17 protein-coding genes are annotated in these 15,732 nt (G+C 72.3%); 4 read left to right on the top strand and 13 right to left on the bottom strand.

Annotation, left to right across the window (positions count from 1 at the left end; translation table 11 throughout):
* Positions 1 to 597: a Holliday junction branch migration protein RuvA gene (gene ruvA, locus BLW76_RS22940; protein ID WP_091310762.1), complete on the bottom strand. Its 597-nt coding sequence runs from the start codon at positions 595 to 597 to the stop codon at positions 1 to 3.
* Positions 594 to 1,178, bottom strand: coding sequence for a crossover junction endodeoxyribonuclease RuvC (ruvC, locus tag BLW76_RS22935; protein WP_091310759.1), 585 nt, complete (start codon positions 1,176 to 1,178; stop codon positions 594 to 596). Before ruvC ends, ruvA begins: the two co-directional genes overlap by 4 nt.
* 75 nt (positions 1,179 to 1,253) lie before the next feature.
* Here ruvC and BLW76_RS22930 point away from each other — a divergent pair, with 75 nt between their 5' ends.
* Positions 1,254 to 1,694 (top strand): cupin domain-containing protein, encoded by a 441-nt coding sequence (locus BLW76_RS22930; protein ID WP_091310756.1) that lies wholly within the window; start codon positions 1,254 to 1,256, stop codon positions 1,692 to 1,694.
* On the opposite strand, the gene BLW76_RS22925 is transcribed toward BLW76_RS22930, so the two are convergent.
* From BLW76_RS22925 to BLW76_RS22905, 5 genes are all read right to left on the bottom strand, one after another.
* On the bottom strand, positions 1,691 to 2,242 hold the full coding sequence (locus BLW76_RS22925) for a DUF4262 domain-containing protein (RefSeq protein ID WP_167384692.1): 552 nt from the start codon (positions 2,240 to 2,242) through the stop codon (positions 1,691 to 1,693). The genes BLW76_RS22930 and BLW76_RS22925 overlap by 4 nt on opposite strands.
* 97 nt (positions 2,243 to 2,339) lie before the next feature.
* Positions 2,340 to 3,095: a YebC/PmpR family DNA-binding transcriptional regulator gene (locus BLW76_RS22920; RefSeq protein ID WP_091310751.1), complete on the bottom strand. Its 756-nt coding sequence runs from the start codon at positions 3,093 to 3,095 to the stop codon at positions 2,340 to 2,342.
* 41 nt (positions 3,096 to 3,136) lie between these two features.
* Positions 3,137 to 3,754, bottom strand: a complete 618-nt coding sequence (gene pdxT / locus BLW76_RS22915; RefSeq protein WP_091310748.1) for a pyridoxal 5'-phosphate synthase glutaminase subunit PdxT — start codon at positions 3,752 to 3,754, stop codon at positions 3,137 to 3,139.
* A 247-nt stretch (positions 3,755 to 4,001) separates the two neighbouring features.
* Positions 4,002 to 4,322, bottom strand: coding sequence for an AzlD domain-containing protein (locus tag BLW76_RS22910; protein ID WP_091310745.1), 321 nt, complete (start codon positions 4,320 to 4,322; stop codon positions 4,002 to 4,004).
* A complete protein-coding gene (locus BLW76_RS22905; protein WP_143060671.1) occupies positions 4,322 to 5,014 on the bottom strand; it encodes an AzlC family ABC transporter permease in 693 nt (230 codons plus the stop codon). The genes BLW76_RS22910 and BLW76_RS22905 overlap by 1 nt, the downstream gene beginning before the upstream one ends.
* Positions 5,015 to 5,083: 69 nt before the next feature.
* Here BLW76_RS22905 and BLW76_RS22900 point away from each other — a divergent pair, with 69 nt between their 5' ends.
* Together BLW76_RS22900 and BLW76_RS49790 are read left to right on the top strand one after the other, a co-directional pair.
* Complete coding sequence (locus BLW76_RS22900; protein WP_091310743.1) at positions 5,084 to 5,647, top strand: helix-turn-helix domain-containing protein; 564 nt, start codon at positions 5,084 to 5,086, stop codon at positions 5,645 to 5,647.
* Between the two features lie 208 nt (positions 5,648 to 5,855).
* On the top strand, positions 5,856 to 6,212 hold the full coding sequence (locus BLW76_RS49790; RefSeq protein WP_244170273.1) for a cupin domain-containing protein: 357 nt from the start codon (positions 5,856 to 5,858) through the stop codon (positions 6,210 to 6,212).
* Between the two features lies 1 nt (position 6,213).
* On the opposite strand, the gene BLW76_RS48675 is transcribed toward BLW76_RS49790, so the two are convergent.
* Genes BLW76_RS48675 through BLW76_RS22870 form a run of 4 tightly spaced genes read right to left on the bottom strand, consistent with a single transcriptional unit; the run spans position 6,214 to position 12,876 of the window.
* Positions 6,214 to 7,914, bottom strand: coding sequence for a hypothetical protein (locus BLW76_RS48675; protein WP_091310741.1), 1,701 nt, complete (start codon positions 7,912 to 7,914; stop codon positions 6,214 to 6,216).
* Positions 7,911 to 8,114, bottom strand: a complete 204-nt coding sequence (locus BLW76_RS22880) for a hypothetical protein (protein ID WP_091310739.1) — start codon at positions 8,112 to 8,114, stop codon at positions 7,911 to 7,913. The genes BLW76_RS48675 and BLW76_RS22880 overlap by 4 nt, the downstream gene beginning before the upstream one ends.
* Entirely contained in the window at positions 8,111 to 10,954 is a 2,844-nt protein-coding gene (locus BLW76_RS22875; protein WP_091310737.1) for an ATP-binding protein, read from the bottom strand. Before BLW76_RS22875 ends, BLW76_RS22880 begins: the two co-directional genes overlap by 4 nt.
* Before the next feature lie 8 nt (positions 10,955 to 10,962).
* Entirely contained in the window at positions 10,963 to 12,876 is a 1,914-nt protein-coding gene (locus BLW76_RS22870) for a hypothetical protein (protein ID WP_143060670.1), read from the bottom strand.
* A gap of 127 nt (positions 12,877 to 13,003) precedes the next feature.
* Here BLW76_RS22870 and BLW76_RS22865 point away from each other — a divergent pair, with 127 nt between their 5' ends.
* The gene (locus tag BLW76_RS22865; protein ID WP_091310734.1) at positions 13,004 to 13,663 is read left to right on the top strand and encodes a DUF4190 domain-containing protein; all 660 of its coding nucleotides are present in this window, start codon (positions 13,004 to 13,006) and stop codon (positions 13,661 to 13,663) included.
* A gap of 60 nt (positions 13,664 to 13,723) precedes the next feature.
* Here the strand turns inward: BLW76_RS22865 and pdxS are convergent, their stop codons facing one another.
* Positions 13,724 to 14,647 carry a pyridoxal 5'-phosphate synthase lyase subunit PdxS gene (pdxS, locus tag BLW76_RS22860; protein WP_208613356.1) on the bottom strand — a complete coding sequence of 308 codons (924 nt, stop codon included), beginning with the start codon at positions 14,645 to 14,647 and terminating at the stop codon, positions 13,724 to 13,726.
* An 87-nt stretch (positions 14,648 to 14,734) separates the two neighbouring features.
* Positions 14,735 to 15,718 (bottom strand): ArsR/SmtB family transcription factor, encoded by a 984-nt coding sequence (locus tag BLW76_RS22855; protein WP_091310728.1) that lies wholly within the window; start codon positions 15,716 to 15,718, stop codon positions 14,735 to 14,737.
* Between the last annotated feature and the right edge of the window lie 14 nt (positions 15,719 to 15,732).

Below are 15,732 nucleotides of genomic sequence, written 5' to 3'. Positions count from 1 at the left end.
CTACCGCTTCCGGCCGAGGGTGGCCAGTGCGGCACGCAGCACGCTGGACGTGGTGTGGCCGTCACCGTCGGCGAGGACCTTGTCCACGGCCTGCTCGGCCTGCTTGGCCGGGAAGCCGAGCCCGGCGAGGGCCTCGACGACCTCGGCGCGCAGGGCACCCGGCGCGGTGACGGCGGGCGCGTCGCCGGCGCCGGCCAGCGCGGTGACCTTGTCACGCAGTTCGAGGGTGAGCCGCTCGGCGCCCTTGCGGCCGATGCCGGGCACCGAGGTGAGCACGGTGATGTTGCCTTCCACCAGCGCGGCCCGCAGCTTGTCCGGGTCGAGCACGGCGAGGGTGGCCAGCGCCAGCCGCGGCCCGATCCCGGACACCGTCTGCAGCAGCCCGAACAGCTCGCGCGCGTCGGCGTCGGCGAAGCCGAACAGCGTCAGCGAGTCCTCGCGCACGACCAGCGCGGTGTGCAGGCGGGCCTCTTCGCCGCGGCGGAGCGTGGCCAGGGTCGCCGGGGTGGCCTGCACGGCGAAGCCGACCCCGCCGACCTCGACCACGACGTGGTCGAGACCGACCGAGAGGACTTCTCCGCGTACCGACGAGATCATCGTGCTGCTCCTGGGTTCTTGACTTGTTTCGCCGCCGCGGCGAGGCGGGCTTTGTGCGTGCGGGCCATCTCGGCCGCGCGGGCTTCGGCTTCGGCGAGCCGGGCCCGCATCGGCTCCCGCCAGAGGTGGCAGATGGCGAGGGCGAGCGCGTCGGCGGCGTCCGCGGGCTTCGGCGCGACCTCGAGGTTGAGCAGGCGCATCACCATGGCGGTGACCTGCGCCTTGTCGGCCCGGCCCGACCCGCTGACGGCGGCCTTGACCTCGCTGGGCGTGTGGAAGACGACGGGCAGGCCCCGGCGCGCGGCGGCGAGCGCGACCACGCCGCCGGCCTGCGCGGTGCCCATCGCGGTGCGGACGTTGTGCTGGGCGAAGACCCGCTCGACCGCCACCGCGGCCGGCTTGTACTTGTCCATCCACCGCTCGACCTCGTCGGAGATGCCGAGCAGGCGGTGCGCCAGGTCGGCGTCCGCCGGCGTCCGCACGACGTCGACGGCGACGCAGCGGACGGCCCGGCCCTTGCCGCCGTCGACCACCCCCAGGCCGCACCTGGTCAGACCGGGGTCGACCCCGAGCACCCGCACCCGTTTTTCCTTCCCGCCGCGAACACCAGTTCGAGCTTGCAGGCTACTGGGCGCGCCTGCGGCAGGATGGAGGACATGCCGCAGCCCGCCGATTTCGTCACCCACCTGGGTCTCCAGCCGCTCCCGGTCGAAGGCGGGCGGTGGGCGCAGAGCTGGCGTTCCGACGCCGGGTCCGCGATCTACTACCTGCTCGTCGCGCCGGAGTTCTCCGCGCCGCACCGGCTGGACCGCGTCGAGGTGTACGTCCACCACGCGGGTGCGCCGGCGGAGATGCTGCTGCTGCACCCGGACGGCTCGGTGGAGCGGCCGGTGCTGGGCACCGACGTCGCCGCCGGAGAGCGGCCGCAGGTCGTGGTGCCCGCCGGGACCTGGCAGGCCACGGTCACGCGGGGCGAGTGGAGCCTGCTGGGCACGGTCGTCGTGCCGCCCTACACCGACGACTGCGTGGAATTCGCGCCCGCTGCGGAGCTGGCGTCGAAGTACCCGGAAGCGGCCGCCGACCTGCGGAAGTTCTAGGGACCGTCGACCCCGGGGGTCCAGCTCTCGGGATCACCGCTTTCGGTCAGCACCGGCTGCCACCGGTCGAAGCCCTCGGGTGCGTCCGGGTGCCAGGGGAACTTGCCCTCGGGCGTCGCGACGATGAGCTGCAGGGCCGGGAAGTCGCCGTCCGGGTAGATGAGGAAGGCCGTGCCGAAGAACTCGGGGTAGTGCCCCTTGTTGACGCGCTCGAGGACCACCGGGACGCCTTCGAAGAAGTCGTCGTAGCGCTTGCCGACCTCGAAGATCTCCCCGTTGGCCGCGCGGTCGACGTAGGCGTCGAGCAGCACCTGGCCCATGGTGCCGGGCAGCCCGACGACGACGGCCTCCGGCACGTTGTGCAGCGCCCAGGCGCACGCGGTGAAGGAGTAGCCGGCGCCTTCGTCGTCACCGGCGACGTTGATGACGGCGTTGCCGCGTTCCTTCGCCTGCCCCTCGATCCATTCGATGAGGCGCAGTTCTTCCGCGGACAGTTCGGCGGTGATGTCGGCGGCAGCGGCGGGGGTCGTCGAGGTCACGGCGCACATTCTGCCTGACGAGCCCGCCACAGCCCAGTGCCCGGGCCGGAAATTTCCGGCCCGGGCACGAAAGCGTTGCGGCGCAAGGGAAAACGACGCAGCAAAATCAGCCGACCTCGGCGAGCACCTCGTCGGAGACGTCGAAGTTGGCGTAGACGTTCTGGACGTCGTCGCAGTCTTCGAGGGCGTCGATGAGCTTGAAGACCTTCTTCGCGCCGTCGGCGTCGAGCGGGACGCTCACCGAGGGCAGGAAGGTGAGGTCGGCCGACTCGTATTCGAAGCCGGCGTCCTGCAGCGCCTTGCGGACCGGCACCAGGTCGGTCGCCTCGGACACGATTTCGAAGCTCTCGCCGAGGTCGTTGACCTCCTCGGCACCCGCGTCGAGGACCGCCATGAGGACGTCGTCCTCGGCCGCGTCACCCTTGGGCATCAGCACGACGCCCTTGCGGTTGAACAGGTAGGCCACCGAGCCGGGGTCGGCGAGCGAGCCGCCGTTGCGGGTCAGCGCGGTGCGGACCTCCGACGCCGCGCGGTTGCGGTTGTCGGTGAGGCACTCGATCAGGACGGCGACACCGTTCGGGCCGTAACCCTCGTAGGTGATGGTCTGCCAGTCGGCACCACCGGCCTCTTCACCGGCGCCGCGCTTGCGGGCGCGCTCGATGTTGTCCTGCGGAACCGAGTTCTTCTTCGCCTTCTGGATGGCGTCGTAGAGCGTGGGGTTGCCGTCCGGGTCGCCACCACCGGTGCCCGTGCGGGCGGCCACCTCGATGTTCTTGATCAACCGCGCGAAGAGCTTGCCGCGCTTCGCGTCGAGGTTGGCCTTCTTGTGCTTCGTGGTGGCCCACTTGGAGTGGCCGCTCATCTCTCCTCCATCTGTTCCGTACCCCGGCCGGGCACCGCGTCTCAGGCAGCCTTTCGCACGAGGTCGACGAACAGCCGGTGCACCCGCACGTCGGGCGTGAGTTCCGGGTGGAACGCGGTCGCCAGCACCGCCCCCTGCCGGACCGCGACGATCCTAGCGGTGCCGGTGTCCACGCCGGGCACGCCGCTGACGGTGGCCAGCACCTCGACGCCGTCACCGGCCTTCTCGACCCAGGGAGCGCGGATGAAGACGGCGTGCACTGCGTCGTCGATCCCGCCGAAGTCGAGGTCGGCTTCGAAGGAGTCGACCTGCCTGCCGAAGGCGTTCCGCCGCACGACGACGTCGAGCCCGCCGAGCTGCTGCTGGTCGGGCCGCCCGTCGAGGGTCTGCCGGGCGAGCAGGATCATCCCGGCGCAGGAGCCGAAGGCAGGCAGCCCGTCGGCGATCCGCGCCCGGAGGGGTTCCAGCAGCTCGAAGCTCTCCAGCAGCCGCGACATGGTGGTGGACTCGCCACCGGGCAGCACCAGACCGTCCACTTCGGACAACTCAGCGGCCCGCCGCACCGGCACGGCACGCGCCCCGGCTTCGGCCAGCATGGCAACGTGCTCCCGCACGGCACCCTGCATGGCAAGCACCCCGATGAGTGGTTCCGACGACACCCGACCTCCCGAAAGACCTTCCCACCAGCCTAGACGTACTGACTCGGCGGCTGACCGGCAGGTCAGGCCCGCTCCCGCCCGGCTCCGCCGCACCTGGCCCCGAGCGCCCCAAGGTGGCCTTGGTTGCGCTCAACGCACCCAATGTGGCGTTCGGTGCGTCCAACGCACCCAATGTGGCGTTCGGTGCGTCCAACGCACCCAACGCCACATTGGGGCGCTGGCGACCGGACAACAACGTGCACCCGAGTCAGGGGACGCCGGCCAGCCTCAGCAGTGCCGCCGTCGCCGCGGCCGCCACGACCACCAGTGCGAACGGGGCCTTCCGCCACGCCAGCACTCCCGCCACCAGCACCCCGGCCGGCCGGGCGATCCCCGCGAAGCCGTGGCCCTCCGTCAGCGCGCTCACCGCGACCAGCGCCGCCAGCAGCACCACCGCCGCCAGGGCCATCAAGCGCTCGGCGCGCGGCGTCAGCTTCACCCGGCTGCGCAGCGCCGGGCCCGCGAACCGGAACGCGAACGTCCCGAGCGCCAGCACCGCCGTCGCGACCAGCAGTTCCGTCCCGTCCATCAGCGCGCCTCCTCCATCTCCGGCTCCTTGGCGAGCACGCCGACCAGCACGCCCGCCAGCGCCAGCAGCACCGGCAGCCCGGCCGGCAGGAACGGTGTCGCGGCCAGCGCGACCAGCACCCCGACCAGCACCGGCAGCCGCGCCGCCTTGTCGCGCAGCGACGGCAGCACCAGGGCCAGCAGCACCGCCGGGAACGCCGCGTCCAGGCCGAACGCGTCCGTGTCGCTGATCGCCGTCCCGGCGAACGCGCCGGCGACCACGCCGACGTTCCAGCAGGCGAACAGGCCGATCCCGCACACCCAGTAGGCCGCGCGGCGGCGGTGTGCCTCCTCCTGGGCCAGCGCGAACGCCACCGATTCGTCGATCATCAGGTGACTGCCCGCCAGCCGGGCCGCCCACCGCTTGCCCAGCACGTCGCCGATCGCGAAGCCGAACGGCAGGTGGCGGGCGTTGGCCAGCAGCCCGGCCAGCACGGCCGCGAACGGGTTGCCGCCCGCCGCGACGATGCCGATGAACATGAACTGCGACGCCCCCGCGAAGACCAGCAGCGACATCAGCATCGGCAGCCACAGCGGGAAGCCCGAGCTCACCGCGATGGCGCCGTAGGAGACCCCCACGAGACAATCGGCCAGACAGACCAGGCCGACGTCACGGGCGAGGCCCCGATCGAGTGTTCGCCATATCGAACGCATGTGTTCTACAGTGAACGTACGGCCCTGTGTTCGTCAAGCCGAACGAGAAGACCGATGGAGCGAACAGAGATGTCCCAGGAAGCCGGCGGGGCCCCGCTGGAGATCATCGCCGCCTCCCTGCGCCGCGAACGCACCCGCGCGGGGCTGTCGCTGACCGAGGTCGCGCGCCGCGCCGGCCTGGCCAAGTCGACGCTCTCGCAGCTCGAGTCGGGCACCGGAAACCCCAGCGTCGAGACGCTCTGGGCCCTCGGCGTCGCCCTCGACGTGCCCTTCTCCCGGCTGGTCGAACCGGAACGGCCCAAGGTCCGTGTCGTCCGCGCGGGCAAGGGGCCGACCGTCTTCGCCGAACACGCCGACTACGCGTGCACGCTGCTGTCGGCCTGCCCCACCGGCGCCCGCCGCGACATCTACGTCGTCCGCGGCGAGCCGGGCACGCCCCGGCGCTCCGACCCGCACATGACCGGCGTGGTCGAGCACATCGTGCTGTGCGCGGGCCGGGCCCGCGTCGGCGTCACGGACGCCCCGGAGGAGCTGCTGCCCGGGGACTACATCTGCTACCCCGGCGACGTCCCGCACATCTTCGAGGCGCTCGAGCCGGGCACGTACGGCGTCGAGATCTCCGAGTACATCTAGGGCGTCCGGAACGCCCGCCGGTAGGCGCCCGGCGTGGTGCCGACGCGCTCGCGGAAGCGGCGGCGCAGGTTGACCGCCGAGGCCAGGCCACCGCGACCGCTTCACCGGCAGGTCCGCCTCCTCCAGCGTGCGCGCCGCCGCCAGCGGCGGGCCGGCAGCCAGGCGCCCGGGCTGGTCCCGAGCCGGTTGGCGAAGCGCCGGGCCAGCCGTGCGCGGGGAGACGTCGAGGTGCGCGGCCAGCTCCCCCCACCGGCAACGGCGTGCCGAGGCGGGCGCCGGCCCACTCCAGGAGGCCGTCCCGTTCGCCGTCGTCCGCGCCGGGCGGCGGCGCGTACTACGCCTGGCCACCTTCGCGGTGCGGCGGCAGCACCACGTGCCGCGCGAGCAGGGCCGCGTAGGCCGCTCCGTGGCCCTTCCGGACGAGGTCTACGTGGTCGCGGGCACCTTCGACGACGGCGCCGGCAGCCATCCGGCCGGGACGTTCCTGCACGCCCCGGCCGGGTCCTGGCACGTGCCCGCCAGTGTCACGGGGTGCACGCTGTTCCTCTTCCACCCCGAGGGGTAGCTCACCCGTCGTCCTCGTCGGGAGCGCTCGCGCCGCCGCGCCGGTCGGCGAGCCACTGCCGCACCATGGCCACCAGCGCCACGCCGGTCATGGCCACGGACCCGACCATGTCCGGGGTGGAAGCCTGCGACTCGGCCGGCTCGAGGTGCGGGTTGTTGTCGTGGGTGGTCGAGGTGTGGTCCGTGTTTTCCTTGGCTTCGGTTTTGGCCTCGTTCTTGGCTTCGGCTTTGGCCTCCGCGCCATCCCAGAGCTTGACGATCGGCTCGGCGAGATCAGGCCCCTTGTCGGCGAGTACCGCCGCGGTCTTCTCGTCACCCTTGAGCTTCTCGGCCATCTCCTCCATCCGCTGCTCACGTTCGGCGGGGGTGTCCGGACCGACCTCCCAGCCATCCCCGTCCTCGTACCGGGCGACGACCTCACTGTCGGAATCCGAGTTCCACGGCCCGGCGGCGGTGTCGCCGGCCTCGTGCTCGCGCGGAGTCTCCTTGGGCTTGTCGGGCGCGTCGCGGTCCAGTTTCAGTTCGCCGGTCGTGGGGTCGAACTCGCCGCGGTAGGGGTTGGGCGCCTCGGGGGCTTGCTGCTCGGCGCGCTCGTTCTGGGGTTCGGTTTCTTGCTCTGTTTGTTGCTGGGCTTCTTGGTCGGTTTGCTGCTCGGTTTGTTGATCGGATTGCTGCTCGGCTTGGCGCTCGGTTTGCTGGCCGGATTGCTGCTCGGCTGCCTCACCGCTTTCGGTCTCAGTGGTGACGACGGTTTCCTGCTGCGCGGCGGGCTGCTCACTCTGCGGCTTCGACTCCGGGGACGACCAGTTGCCATCCCACCCTGGCCCGCGGGGCTTCAATTCCAACTCGAGTTCGTGGTCCTCGGGTGGGGGCTGGTTGTCGTCCGCGGGCGGGTTTTGCGTGTCCGTCTGAGCCGCGTCGTCCGCATCGGTCTGCGCGTCGTCGGTTTCCGCGGCCTCGGTCTCCGCCGCCTCGGTCTCCGCGGCCTCAGCTTCCGCCGCCTCGGTCTCCGCCGCCTCAACCTCCGCGGCTTCAGTCTCCGCGGCCTCAGTCTCCGCCGCCTCAACCTCCGCGGCCTCGGTCTCGGCCGCCTCGGTCTCCGCAGCCTCAGTCTCCGCGCTCTCGGTCTCCGCAGCCTCAGCTTCCGCGGCCTCAGCCTCCGCCGCCTCAACCTCCGCCGCCTCAGTCTCCGCGCTCTCGGTCTCCGCAGCCTCAGCTTCCGCGGCCTCAGCCTCCGCCGCCTCAACCTCCGCGGCCTCGGTCTCCGCGCTCTCGGTCTCCGCAGCCTCAGTCTCGGCCGCCTCAACCTCCGCGGCTTCACTCTCCGCGCTCTCGGTCTCGGCCGCCTCAGCCTCCGCCGCCTCAGGCTCCGGCTCCGCAGTCTCCGTGTCGTCGGCTTCCTCGTCCTCGGCGGCAGGAACCTCGCTGTCGTCCGGATCGTCGCCCTCGTCGTCGGCTTCCTGTGGCCCTGCGGCGGGCTCGCCGTCCCGCTCTTGATCAGCGGGCTGCGTGTCCGTCTCTTCCGCGTTGTCCTGGTCCGGCGGCGGCGAATCCGAGGATTCCGAAGATTCCGAGGCAGGCGGATCGTCCTCGTCGTCGGCTTCCTGTGGGCCGCTCTGGTCGGACGGTTCCGGCTCTTCGGCGCCCTGGGCCGGGGCCTCGCCCTCGTCCGCGGGTTCGGGGTTCTCGCTCGTCTCGCTCATTCTTCGCTCTTCTTGCCGAACTGGCGCACGAGCTGCGCGTCAGCCTGGATCTTGTCCTGTTCCCGGCTCTCGTACACGTCCCGCGCGATCGGGGTGATCGCCTCCGCGATCTCGCCGCCCATCGTGTTCGCCACCTCCGCCGCCCAGTCAGCTCGGACGCCCTCCCTGGCCTCGGCTTCCTCGTCGCCGGTCTCCCTCATCGGTCCCTCCCCGCCAGCTTGAGCACCGCCACCGCCCAGCTGTTGGGCAGGTTCAGGAAGCCGGCCGCGTGCAGCAGGCGCTTGCCCGGATCTCCTTCCCTGCTGAGCTTCCGGACCGCGATGTCGATCAGCGTCGGCCGCACCGTGCCGAGCACTGTTGCGTCGTCGTCGCGCCAGCACTCGGGGCGGTCGAGCAGCTCCGCGAGCTGCTCGGCCCGGGTGCGCCCGCTCAGCTCCAGGCCGCGCGCGGCCCACGATTCCGTTGCGGGGTGCGGTGCGTCGTCCGGGCCCTCGCGCGGTTTCAGGGCCCGCTTGACGTCGAACCACCGGTAGGTGCCTGCCTGCCACCGGACTTCCGGGAAGGCGCAACCGGGCTCGCCGTTCAGCGTGCGCGTCGCGCTGCCTGCCAGGTGCGCGACGAACTCGCCGGGGGCGTTGTACTCCGCGATGCCCGCGTAGCGCGCGTCGACCGCCGCCTGGATGCGGTGCGCCACCGCGCACTCCAGTGTCTGCTCGTCGAACGAACGCCGCAGCGAGGCGAGCCAGCCCTGGTCCGGCTCGGGGGCGCGGCGGCCGGTGAGGTGCGAGACCGTCAGCAGTTCCAGCCACAGCACCAGTTTCGGGTCGTGGTCCGCCCGGTGCACAGCCTCGCCGATCCGGCCCAGCGTGCACGGCGACGCGGCGCACAACCGGCCACAAGCGGCACTCCGGCGGGCGGCCACCGGTGGCGACTTCGACACGCGCGCCGTGTCCTCGGCGGCTTCGTTCAGCGGCATCCGCAACCGCAGCGGCCGGTCCATGCCGTCGGTGAACACCGCCGCCCGGCCCGGGGGCAACGTCACGACGTGGCGGGACTGGGCCTCACTCAGGTTCATCGTCGCGCCGACGGCCTGGCGATCGTCCTCCGCCGGCAGCCGGTGCAGGATCTTGCACGCGGTGTTCTTGACGACGTCCGGCACGATCTTGCCCGGGATCTGCTCGGCGACGACGATTCCCTCGCCGTAGGCCCGGATTTCCGCCAGCAGGGAGGTGAACAGCTCCACCGCGTGCTCGGCCGGGCTGCCCGGCTCGGCGCGCTTCAGCAGCCGGTGTGCCTCCTCCAGCACCAGGACGTGCTTCAGCCCGCGCGAGCCGTGCCGGTGGTGGACGCGCAGGTGCTCGAACAGCCGGATCAGCACCGCCCCGATGAAGAACGCCTTGTCGGCGTCGGAACCGATGTCCTCGATCTCCAGCACGACGTTGCCCCGCAGCAACGCCGCGACGTCCAGCGGGTGCCCGCCCTCGAAGAACCGGCCGGGCGTGCCCAGCCGCAGCGAGCCGATCCGGACGTCGACGAAGCCGCGGACGTTGTCGGCGACCTCCTTGCCGTAGCCGATGCCCTTGACCACCTCGATCGCGGTCGCCTGCAGGTCGCCGAGGCTCGGGTACTTCACCGGACCGACCCGCCCGCGCACCTGCCCGGTCACGGTGTCCCAGCCCTGGTCGGTGTAGCACCGGGTCAACGCCTGGGCCAGGACCTGCGGAAACGGCTCGTCGGCGTCGAAGGCGGCCAGGAACAGGGCGCGGACGAGGTCCAGGTGGGTCTGCAGCGGGAAGCCCTCGACGGGTTCCAGGGGGTTCAGCCCGCCGGGGTAGGCCGTGGGGTCGCCGGGCCGGATCACCGTGACCTGCCCGTCGGCGCCGAGCCGGCCCGCCATCGTGGCGTACTCGGCCTTCGCGGGCTCGATCACCAGCCACGGCACCCCGGCGCGGTGCAGCCCCTCCAGGAGGTGCCGCACGGTCTGGGACTTGCCCGAGCCGGTGGCCCCGGCGACGAACGTGTGCCGGTTGAGGGTGTCCAGCGCGACGCCGAACTCCCCGACCGGCTGGTCGGCGTCGTCGAGCACCGTGCCCAGCGGGACGTCGCCGGTGTGTTCGGGCGTGACGTCGAACAGCGGCGGCTCGGTCATCCGGATGCCGGGCAGCTCCCGTCTCGGCGGCCGGGCGAGCGCCGCGACGAGCTCGCCGGTCGCCCGGAACGGCGAGCCCAGCGCACCGTCTTCGACCGGTTTGGCCCAGACCTCGGCGAACCCGGCGCAGGCGGAACCCGGCGTCAGCACGTACGGCAGCGCGTCGAGGTCGCTGGCGCTGCACAGCAACGCGGCCGCCGCACGGGTCGCCGCTTCGTCCGGCCCGCCGACGAGGACGTGCACGTTCCACAGGCCCGCGGGCCGCGCGCGTGACAGCTCCCGGAACCGGCCTTCCGCGCGCAGCAGAGCGATCCGGTCCGGCTCGGAGTTCTCCCGCTGCCGCAGCCGCGGCATCGTGGTCTCCAGCCCGAGCAGCTCGCGCTCGACCGCCTCGGTGCCAACGGGTTCCGCCACGACCAGCCAGGCGAACGCGCCGGGCATGTGGGCGACGTAGTCGTCGAACCCGCCCCGGCCGGGCGCTTCGCCACCCGACTGCGGTGTCCACAGTGGATCCGAGCCGCCCGTGCAGCGCGTCCAGGACGGCAGTGCCGCCCACCGGGCGGCGATCTCCGCGGTGTCCGCCGCCCGGCCGAGCCCGCCCGGCGGGTACAGCACCGGGACGACCCCGTCTTCCCCCTCGCGGGCGACGGGCGAATGCGGGCGGCCACCGACCAGCACCCGCAGCGCGCGGCTGCCCGCCGGCCGCTCCCACGCCACGGCGAAGGCCGCGTCGGGGCCACGGAACCGCAGGCCGGCGTGCGCCGCGGACAGCGCGGCGAACAGCTGCGCCGGTGCGCGGCCGCCGGTTTCGTCGGGCCGGTCCACCCCCGTCGCGAGGTCGTCGCCGCGCGGGACGGCCAGCAGGTCGTGGAACGCGAACCCCTCCAGCACGGCGGGCCTCAGCCGATGCGGGGGCGATCGGCGACCCGGTCGAGCAGCACGGTGCCCGGATTGCAGTCGCCGGTCAGCACCCGACGGCCCGACGCACCGTTTTCGACCATCACGAACGCCGTCGGCGCGAGCCCCTGCAGGGCGGTCGGCTCGACCTCGAACTCGTAGACGCGGGCCGCGGTCATGCCCCGGTTCTCGGAGTCGGCTTCGGACTGCGAGACCGTCTCCGACCAGTTCCGTTCCCGGCTGTGGGTGGTGGTGTTGGTGGTGCTCCACGAGCTGCTCGAGTTCGAACTCGAGCCGCTCGGCCCGGTCGAACCCCCGGACGACCCGCCGTAGGTGTAGCCGCGGGAGCGTTGCACGCCCACGGACACCCCCTCGGTCGACGACGTGCCGTGGGTCAGCGTCCGCCCGACCTGGAGAGTCAGCTGCGACAGCTCGAACTTGTGCCCGCGGCCGATGAACTCCGCGGCGTTCGCCGCCTCGTCGCCGTTGCCGAGCTGCATCAGCAGCGTGACGGTGCCCGCGGCGCCGAGCAGCTTCTGCATGTCGTCGCGCAGGTGCTGGACGAGGAAGATCAGCCGGACGCCCGCGCGGCGCGCCTGGCGCGCCATGGCCTCGAGCGATTCGAGCCCGATCTGGTCGGCACCCGCGACGATCAGCGTCTCGCGGCCGGTCGACTCGCGGGTGTGCAGCTCCTGCAGCGTGCGGTGGAAGACGATGTGCTCGACGAGCCGGCGGTGCCGCCCGGTCTTGGACCTGGTCGCGACGACGGAGTAGCCGCGCACCGGCCACAACGCGCGGAACCCCGCCGTCGTCTGCGTCTCCGACGCGCGTTCCGCCCTGGCCAGCCCGCGCAGCTCGCCTTCGAGCGCCTGGAGCTCGTTGCGGGTCTGCTCGGTGCTGCCGACGGTGTCCACATAGGAGTTGAGCTTGCGCACCTCGTCCGGCGAGAGGGTGTCGTCCGAGCCCGCGTCGTAGACCCGGCGGAACACCTGCAGCCCGGCGACGAGCTTGGCGAAGGTGGGCGGTCCGCTCAGCCGCTCGCCGACGGCGGTGAGCAGGTCGATGTGCAGGCCGCGCAGGTCCGCGCCGAACTGGGTGCGGTTCATCGTGTGCATGGTCTCGGCGATCACCTCGGCCAGCTCCGTCGCGTCGAGGTCGGCGATGATGCCGAGTTCGGCGAGGTCGCGGGGCAGCTCCTGGACGGCCACGGGGTAGCCCTTGGCCGCCGCCGCGACCGCGAGGTTGTCCCCCACCGCGAGGTCGGTGAAGTCGAGCAGGAACACCGACGAGCCGGCGGCGAGCTGCGTCGACCCGACGGTCATGAGCAGGCTCGCCCAGCCGTCCTCGGTGCCGCCGAAGACGTCGATCCGGGCCGGGCGCGAGGTCAGCTGGACCGGGTACCAGCGCATCGCCTCCGCCACCCGCCGCGCCTCGCGCCGGTCGTGCTCGGCGACGCGCTGCTGCCACGACGTGTACGCCTGGTTGTAGCGTTCGACAGCGCCGTTGTAGCGGGTGGTGTAGTCACGCTTCATCACGCTGAACCGGCGCCGGGTGCGGAGGAGGTTCCAGACCGCCAGCAGGACGCCGGTGCCCAGCACGACCCAGCCCGTCACCTCGATGGCGGCGGGCACCTGCTTGGCCACCGCCTGCACCATCCCGGCGGCCATCAGCGCCACCACGAAGGCCAGCACGACGTAGCCGAGCAGCCCGATCCACGCTCGCTTGCTGCGCTTCTCCCGCAGCTGGTAGTCCTGCGGCGCGTACACCTGTTCCGCGATCGGCGGGGTGCCCGCCTCCGGGCTGACCGCCGCGGGCACGGGCTTGACGAACTCCCAGCCCCACCGCTCGGCCGGCTGGAAGAGCCGCTCCCACATCTCCGTCGTCCGCCCGGCCACGACAACGTCCCGCCCCTGCACAGCGCCTCCGGTCCTCGCCCGCCCGTGTCGGGGGCCCATTCTGCCGGATGGGCTAACCCGATGTGACACTTTCCCCCGGATTTGTCCATACTGTCCACCGCTCGATGTCGATCACTCAGGGGGAACCATGACCGAGCAGTACCCGCCGAACCCGCCGCAGTGGATGCCCGGGGTGCAGGCTCCGCCGGTCCCGACGGGCCGGAACGGGTTCGCGATCGCGTCGCTGATCCTCGGCTTCCTCGGCGTCTGCGGGCTCTCCCTGGTCCTCGGCCTGATCCTGGGGATCGTCGCGCTGGTCCAGATCGGCCGGACCGGCCAGGCCGGGCGCGGCATGGCCATCGCCGGCATCGTGCTGAGCCTGCTGTGGGCGGGCGGCCTGACCATCGGCGTCATCTACATCGCCGGCAAGGCCGAAACGATCGGCACGACTCCCACGATCGTGGGACTCAAGGTCGGCGAGTGCTACAACACGCCGGAAGGCTACGGCCTGGACGCGACGAAGGCCGACTGCGCGAAGCCGCACGACGGCGAGGCGTTCGACACCGTGCCGCTGAAGGGCTATCTCAAGGGCGAGTACCCCGGCGAGGACTACCTCGAGGACCAGGCGAAGACCGGCTGCGAGTTGCGTCGCACCGCGAAGTTCGGGCCCGGCCACACGCCGCCGGTCGAGGCCGAACTCGGGGTGTTCTACCCGGACTCGAAGGCCTGGCTGGCCGGGAAGTTCAACGCCGTCTGCACGCTGCAGGTGTCGTCGAGCCGGCAGTTCACCGCGCCGCTGGGCCGCTGACGACATGCGAGAGGCCCGTGAACACACCGTTCACGGGCCTCTCGATCGTTCGGGGTGGCGTTACCAGCCGCGCTCGGCGAGGCGGTGGGGCTCCGGCAGCTCCTCGACGTTGATGCCGACCATCGCCTCGCCCAGGCCGCGGGACACCTTGGCCAGCACGTCCGGGTCGTCGTAGAACGTCGTCGCCTTGACGATCGCCTCGGCGCGCTGGGCCGGGTTGCCGGACTTGAAGATGCCCGAGCCGACGAACACGCCCTCGGCGCCGAGCTGCATCATCATCGCCGCGTCGGCCGGGGTCGCGATGCCGCCGGCGGTGAACAGCACGACCGGCAGCTTCCCGGCCTCGGCCACTTCGCGAACCAGTTCGTACGGCGCCTGCAGCTCCTTCGCCGCGACGAACAGCTCGTCCTCGGGCAGGTTCTGCAGCCGGCGGATCTCCTGGCGGATCTTGCGCATGTGGGTGGTGGCGTTGGAGACGTCGCCGGTGCCGGCCTCGCCCTTGGAGCGGATCATCGCCGCGCCCTCGGTGATCCGGCGGAGGGCCTCGCCGAGGTTGGTCGCGCCGCACACGAAGGGCACCGTGAAGGCCCACTTGTCGATGTGGTTGGCGTAGTCGGCCGGGGTGAGGACCTCGGACTCGTCGACGTAGTCCACGCCGAGGGACTGCAGGACCTGCGCCTCGACGAAGTGGCCGATGCGGGCCTTGGCCATCACCGGGATCGAGACGGCCTCGATGATGCCGTCGATCAGGTCGGGGTCGCTCATCCGGGCGACGCCGCCCTGGGCGCGGATGTCGGCCGGCACGCGCTCGAGCGCCATCACCGCGACCGCGCCGGCGTCTTCGGCGATCTTGGCCTGCTCGGCGGTGACCACGTCCATGATGACGCCGCCCTTGAGCATCTCGGCCATGCCGCGCTTCACCTTCGCGGTGCCGGTGACGGACTGGACGGTGCCGCTGGTGGGGGTGGGCTGTTGCTCGGACACGACGAGGCCTTTCGACACGTTCGGGGGTGGACGAGTCCGAGGGTAGGTCCGCGGTGGACCCTTCAAGCAGGCCAGTACGCGGGTATCTCAGCAGTCCACTTCGCCGGTGCCCGCGACCAGGGATTCCGCGAGCGCGGTGCGGGCGTAGAGCACGTGACGTCCAGCACGGTGGCCGCTGACCAGGCCCGCGGCCTTCAGGACACCGAGGTGCTGCGACACCGCGCCGGCGCTCAGCCCGCTGCGCCGGGCCAGTTCCGCGGTGGACGCCGGCGCGGCCAGCTCGGCCAGCAGCATCGCGCGGCCGCGGCCCACCACGGCGGCCAGCGCGCCGGGCGCGGTGGCCGTGCCGGTCTCCCACAGCGTGGCGATCCCCCGCGGCGGGTAGCGCAGCACCGGCTGCCAGCGCGCGTCGGTCTTGGAGAAGACGCGCGGCCAGACGAACGCCGAGGGCACGAGCACGAGACCGCGTCCGTCGAGCGGGACGGCGGCGTGCAGGTGCCGGTGCGCCACCGTGAGCGTGCCGCCCTGCCAGCGGACCAGCGGCGTGAGGTCGTTGAACAGCTCGGCGGCCCCGCCCTGGGCCAGCAGCCGGGACCGGTACAGCACGTCGGCCTCGAGCAGCGCGCGGATCCGGGGCCAGTCCGGGGCCAGCACGAGCTGCCAGTACCGCTCCATCAGCGTCGCGAGCCGCTCGAGGCCCGCCTCGGGGTCGCGGTGGAGGCGGGCCAGCGCGGGCGAGCGCGGCCCGGCCATCGCGTCCAGTTCGCGGCGGACCAGGCGGGCGGGCACGTCGCGCAGGTCGGCGAGCTCGTCGGCCAGGTCGGGCAGCGGCGTCGACGGCGTACCGGCCAGGAACCCGGGCAGGTGCCGCAGCGGGACGAGGTCGCGCAGCAGCCCGATGTCGAGGCCGGCGCCGTCGAGCGCCGCGGTGGCGCGCTTGATCCACGGCAGGTGCAGGGCGTGCTGGCCCGGCGAGTTCAGGACGCGGACGCTCGCGACGATCTCCCAGGCCGGGGAGAACGCGAACCGGGTGTGCGCCAGGTCCTCTGTGGAGAATGCCAGGTCGAGCACCGTTGCCTCCTGCC

It is taken from the genome of Amycolatopsis tolypomycina, assembly GCF_900105945.1.
In the GTDB taxonomy this organism is placed as follows: Bacteria; Actinomycetota; Actinomycetes; order Mycobacteriales; family Pseudonocardiaceae; genus Amycolatopsis; species Amycolatopsis tolypomycina.
Note: the sequence above shows the minus strand (reverse complement) of the source record. Positions and strands in the feature narration are given on the sequence as shown.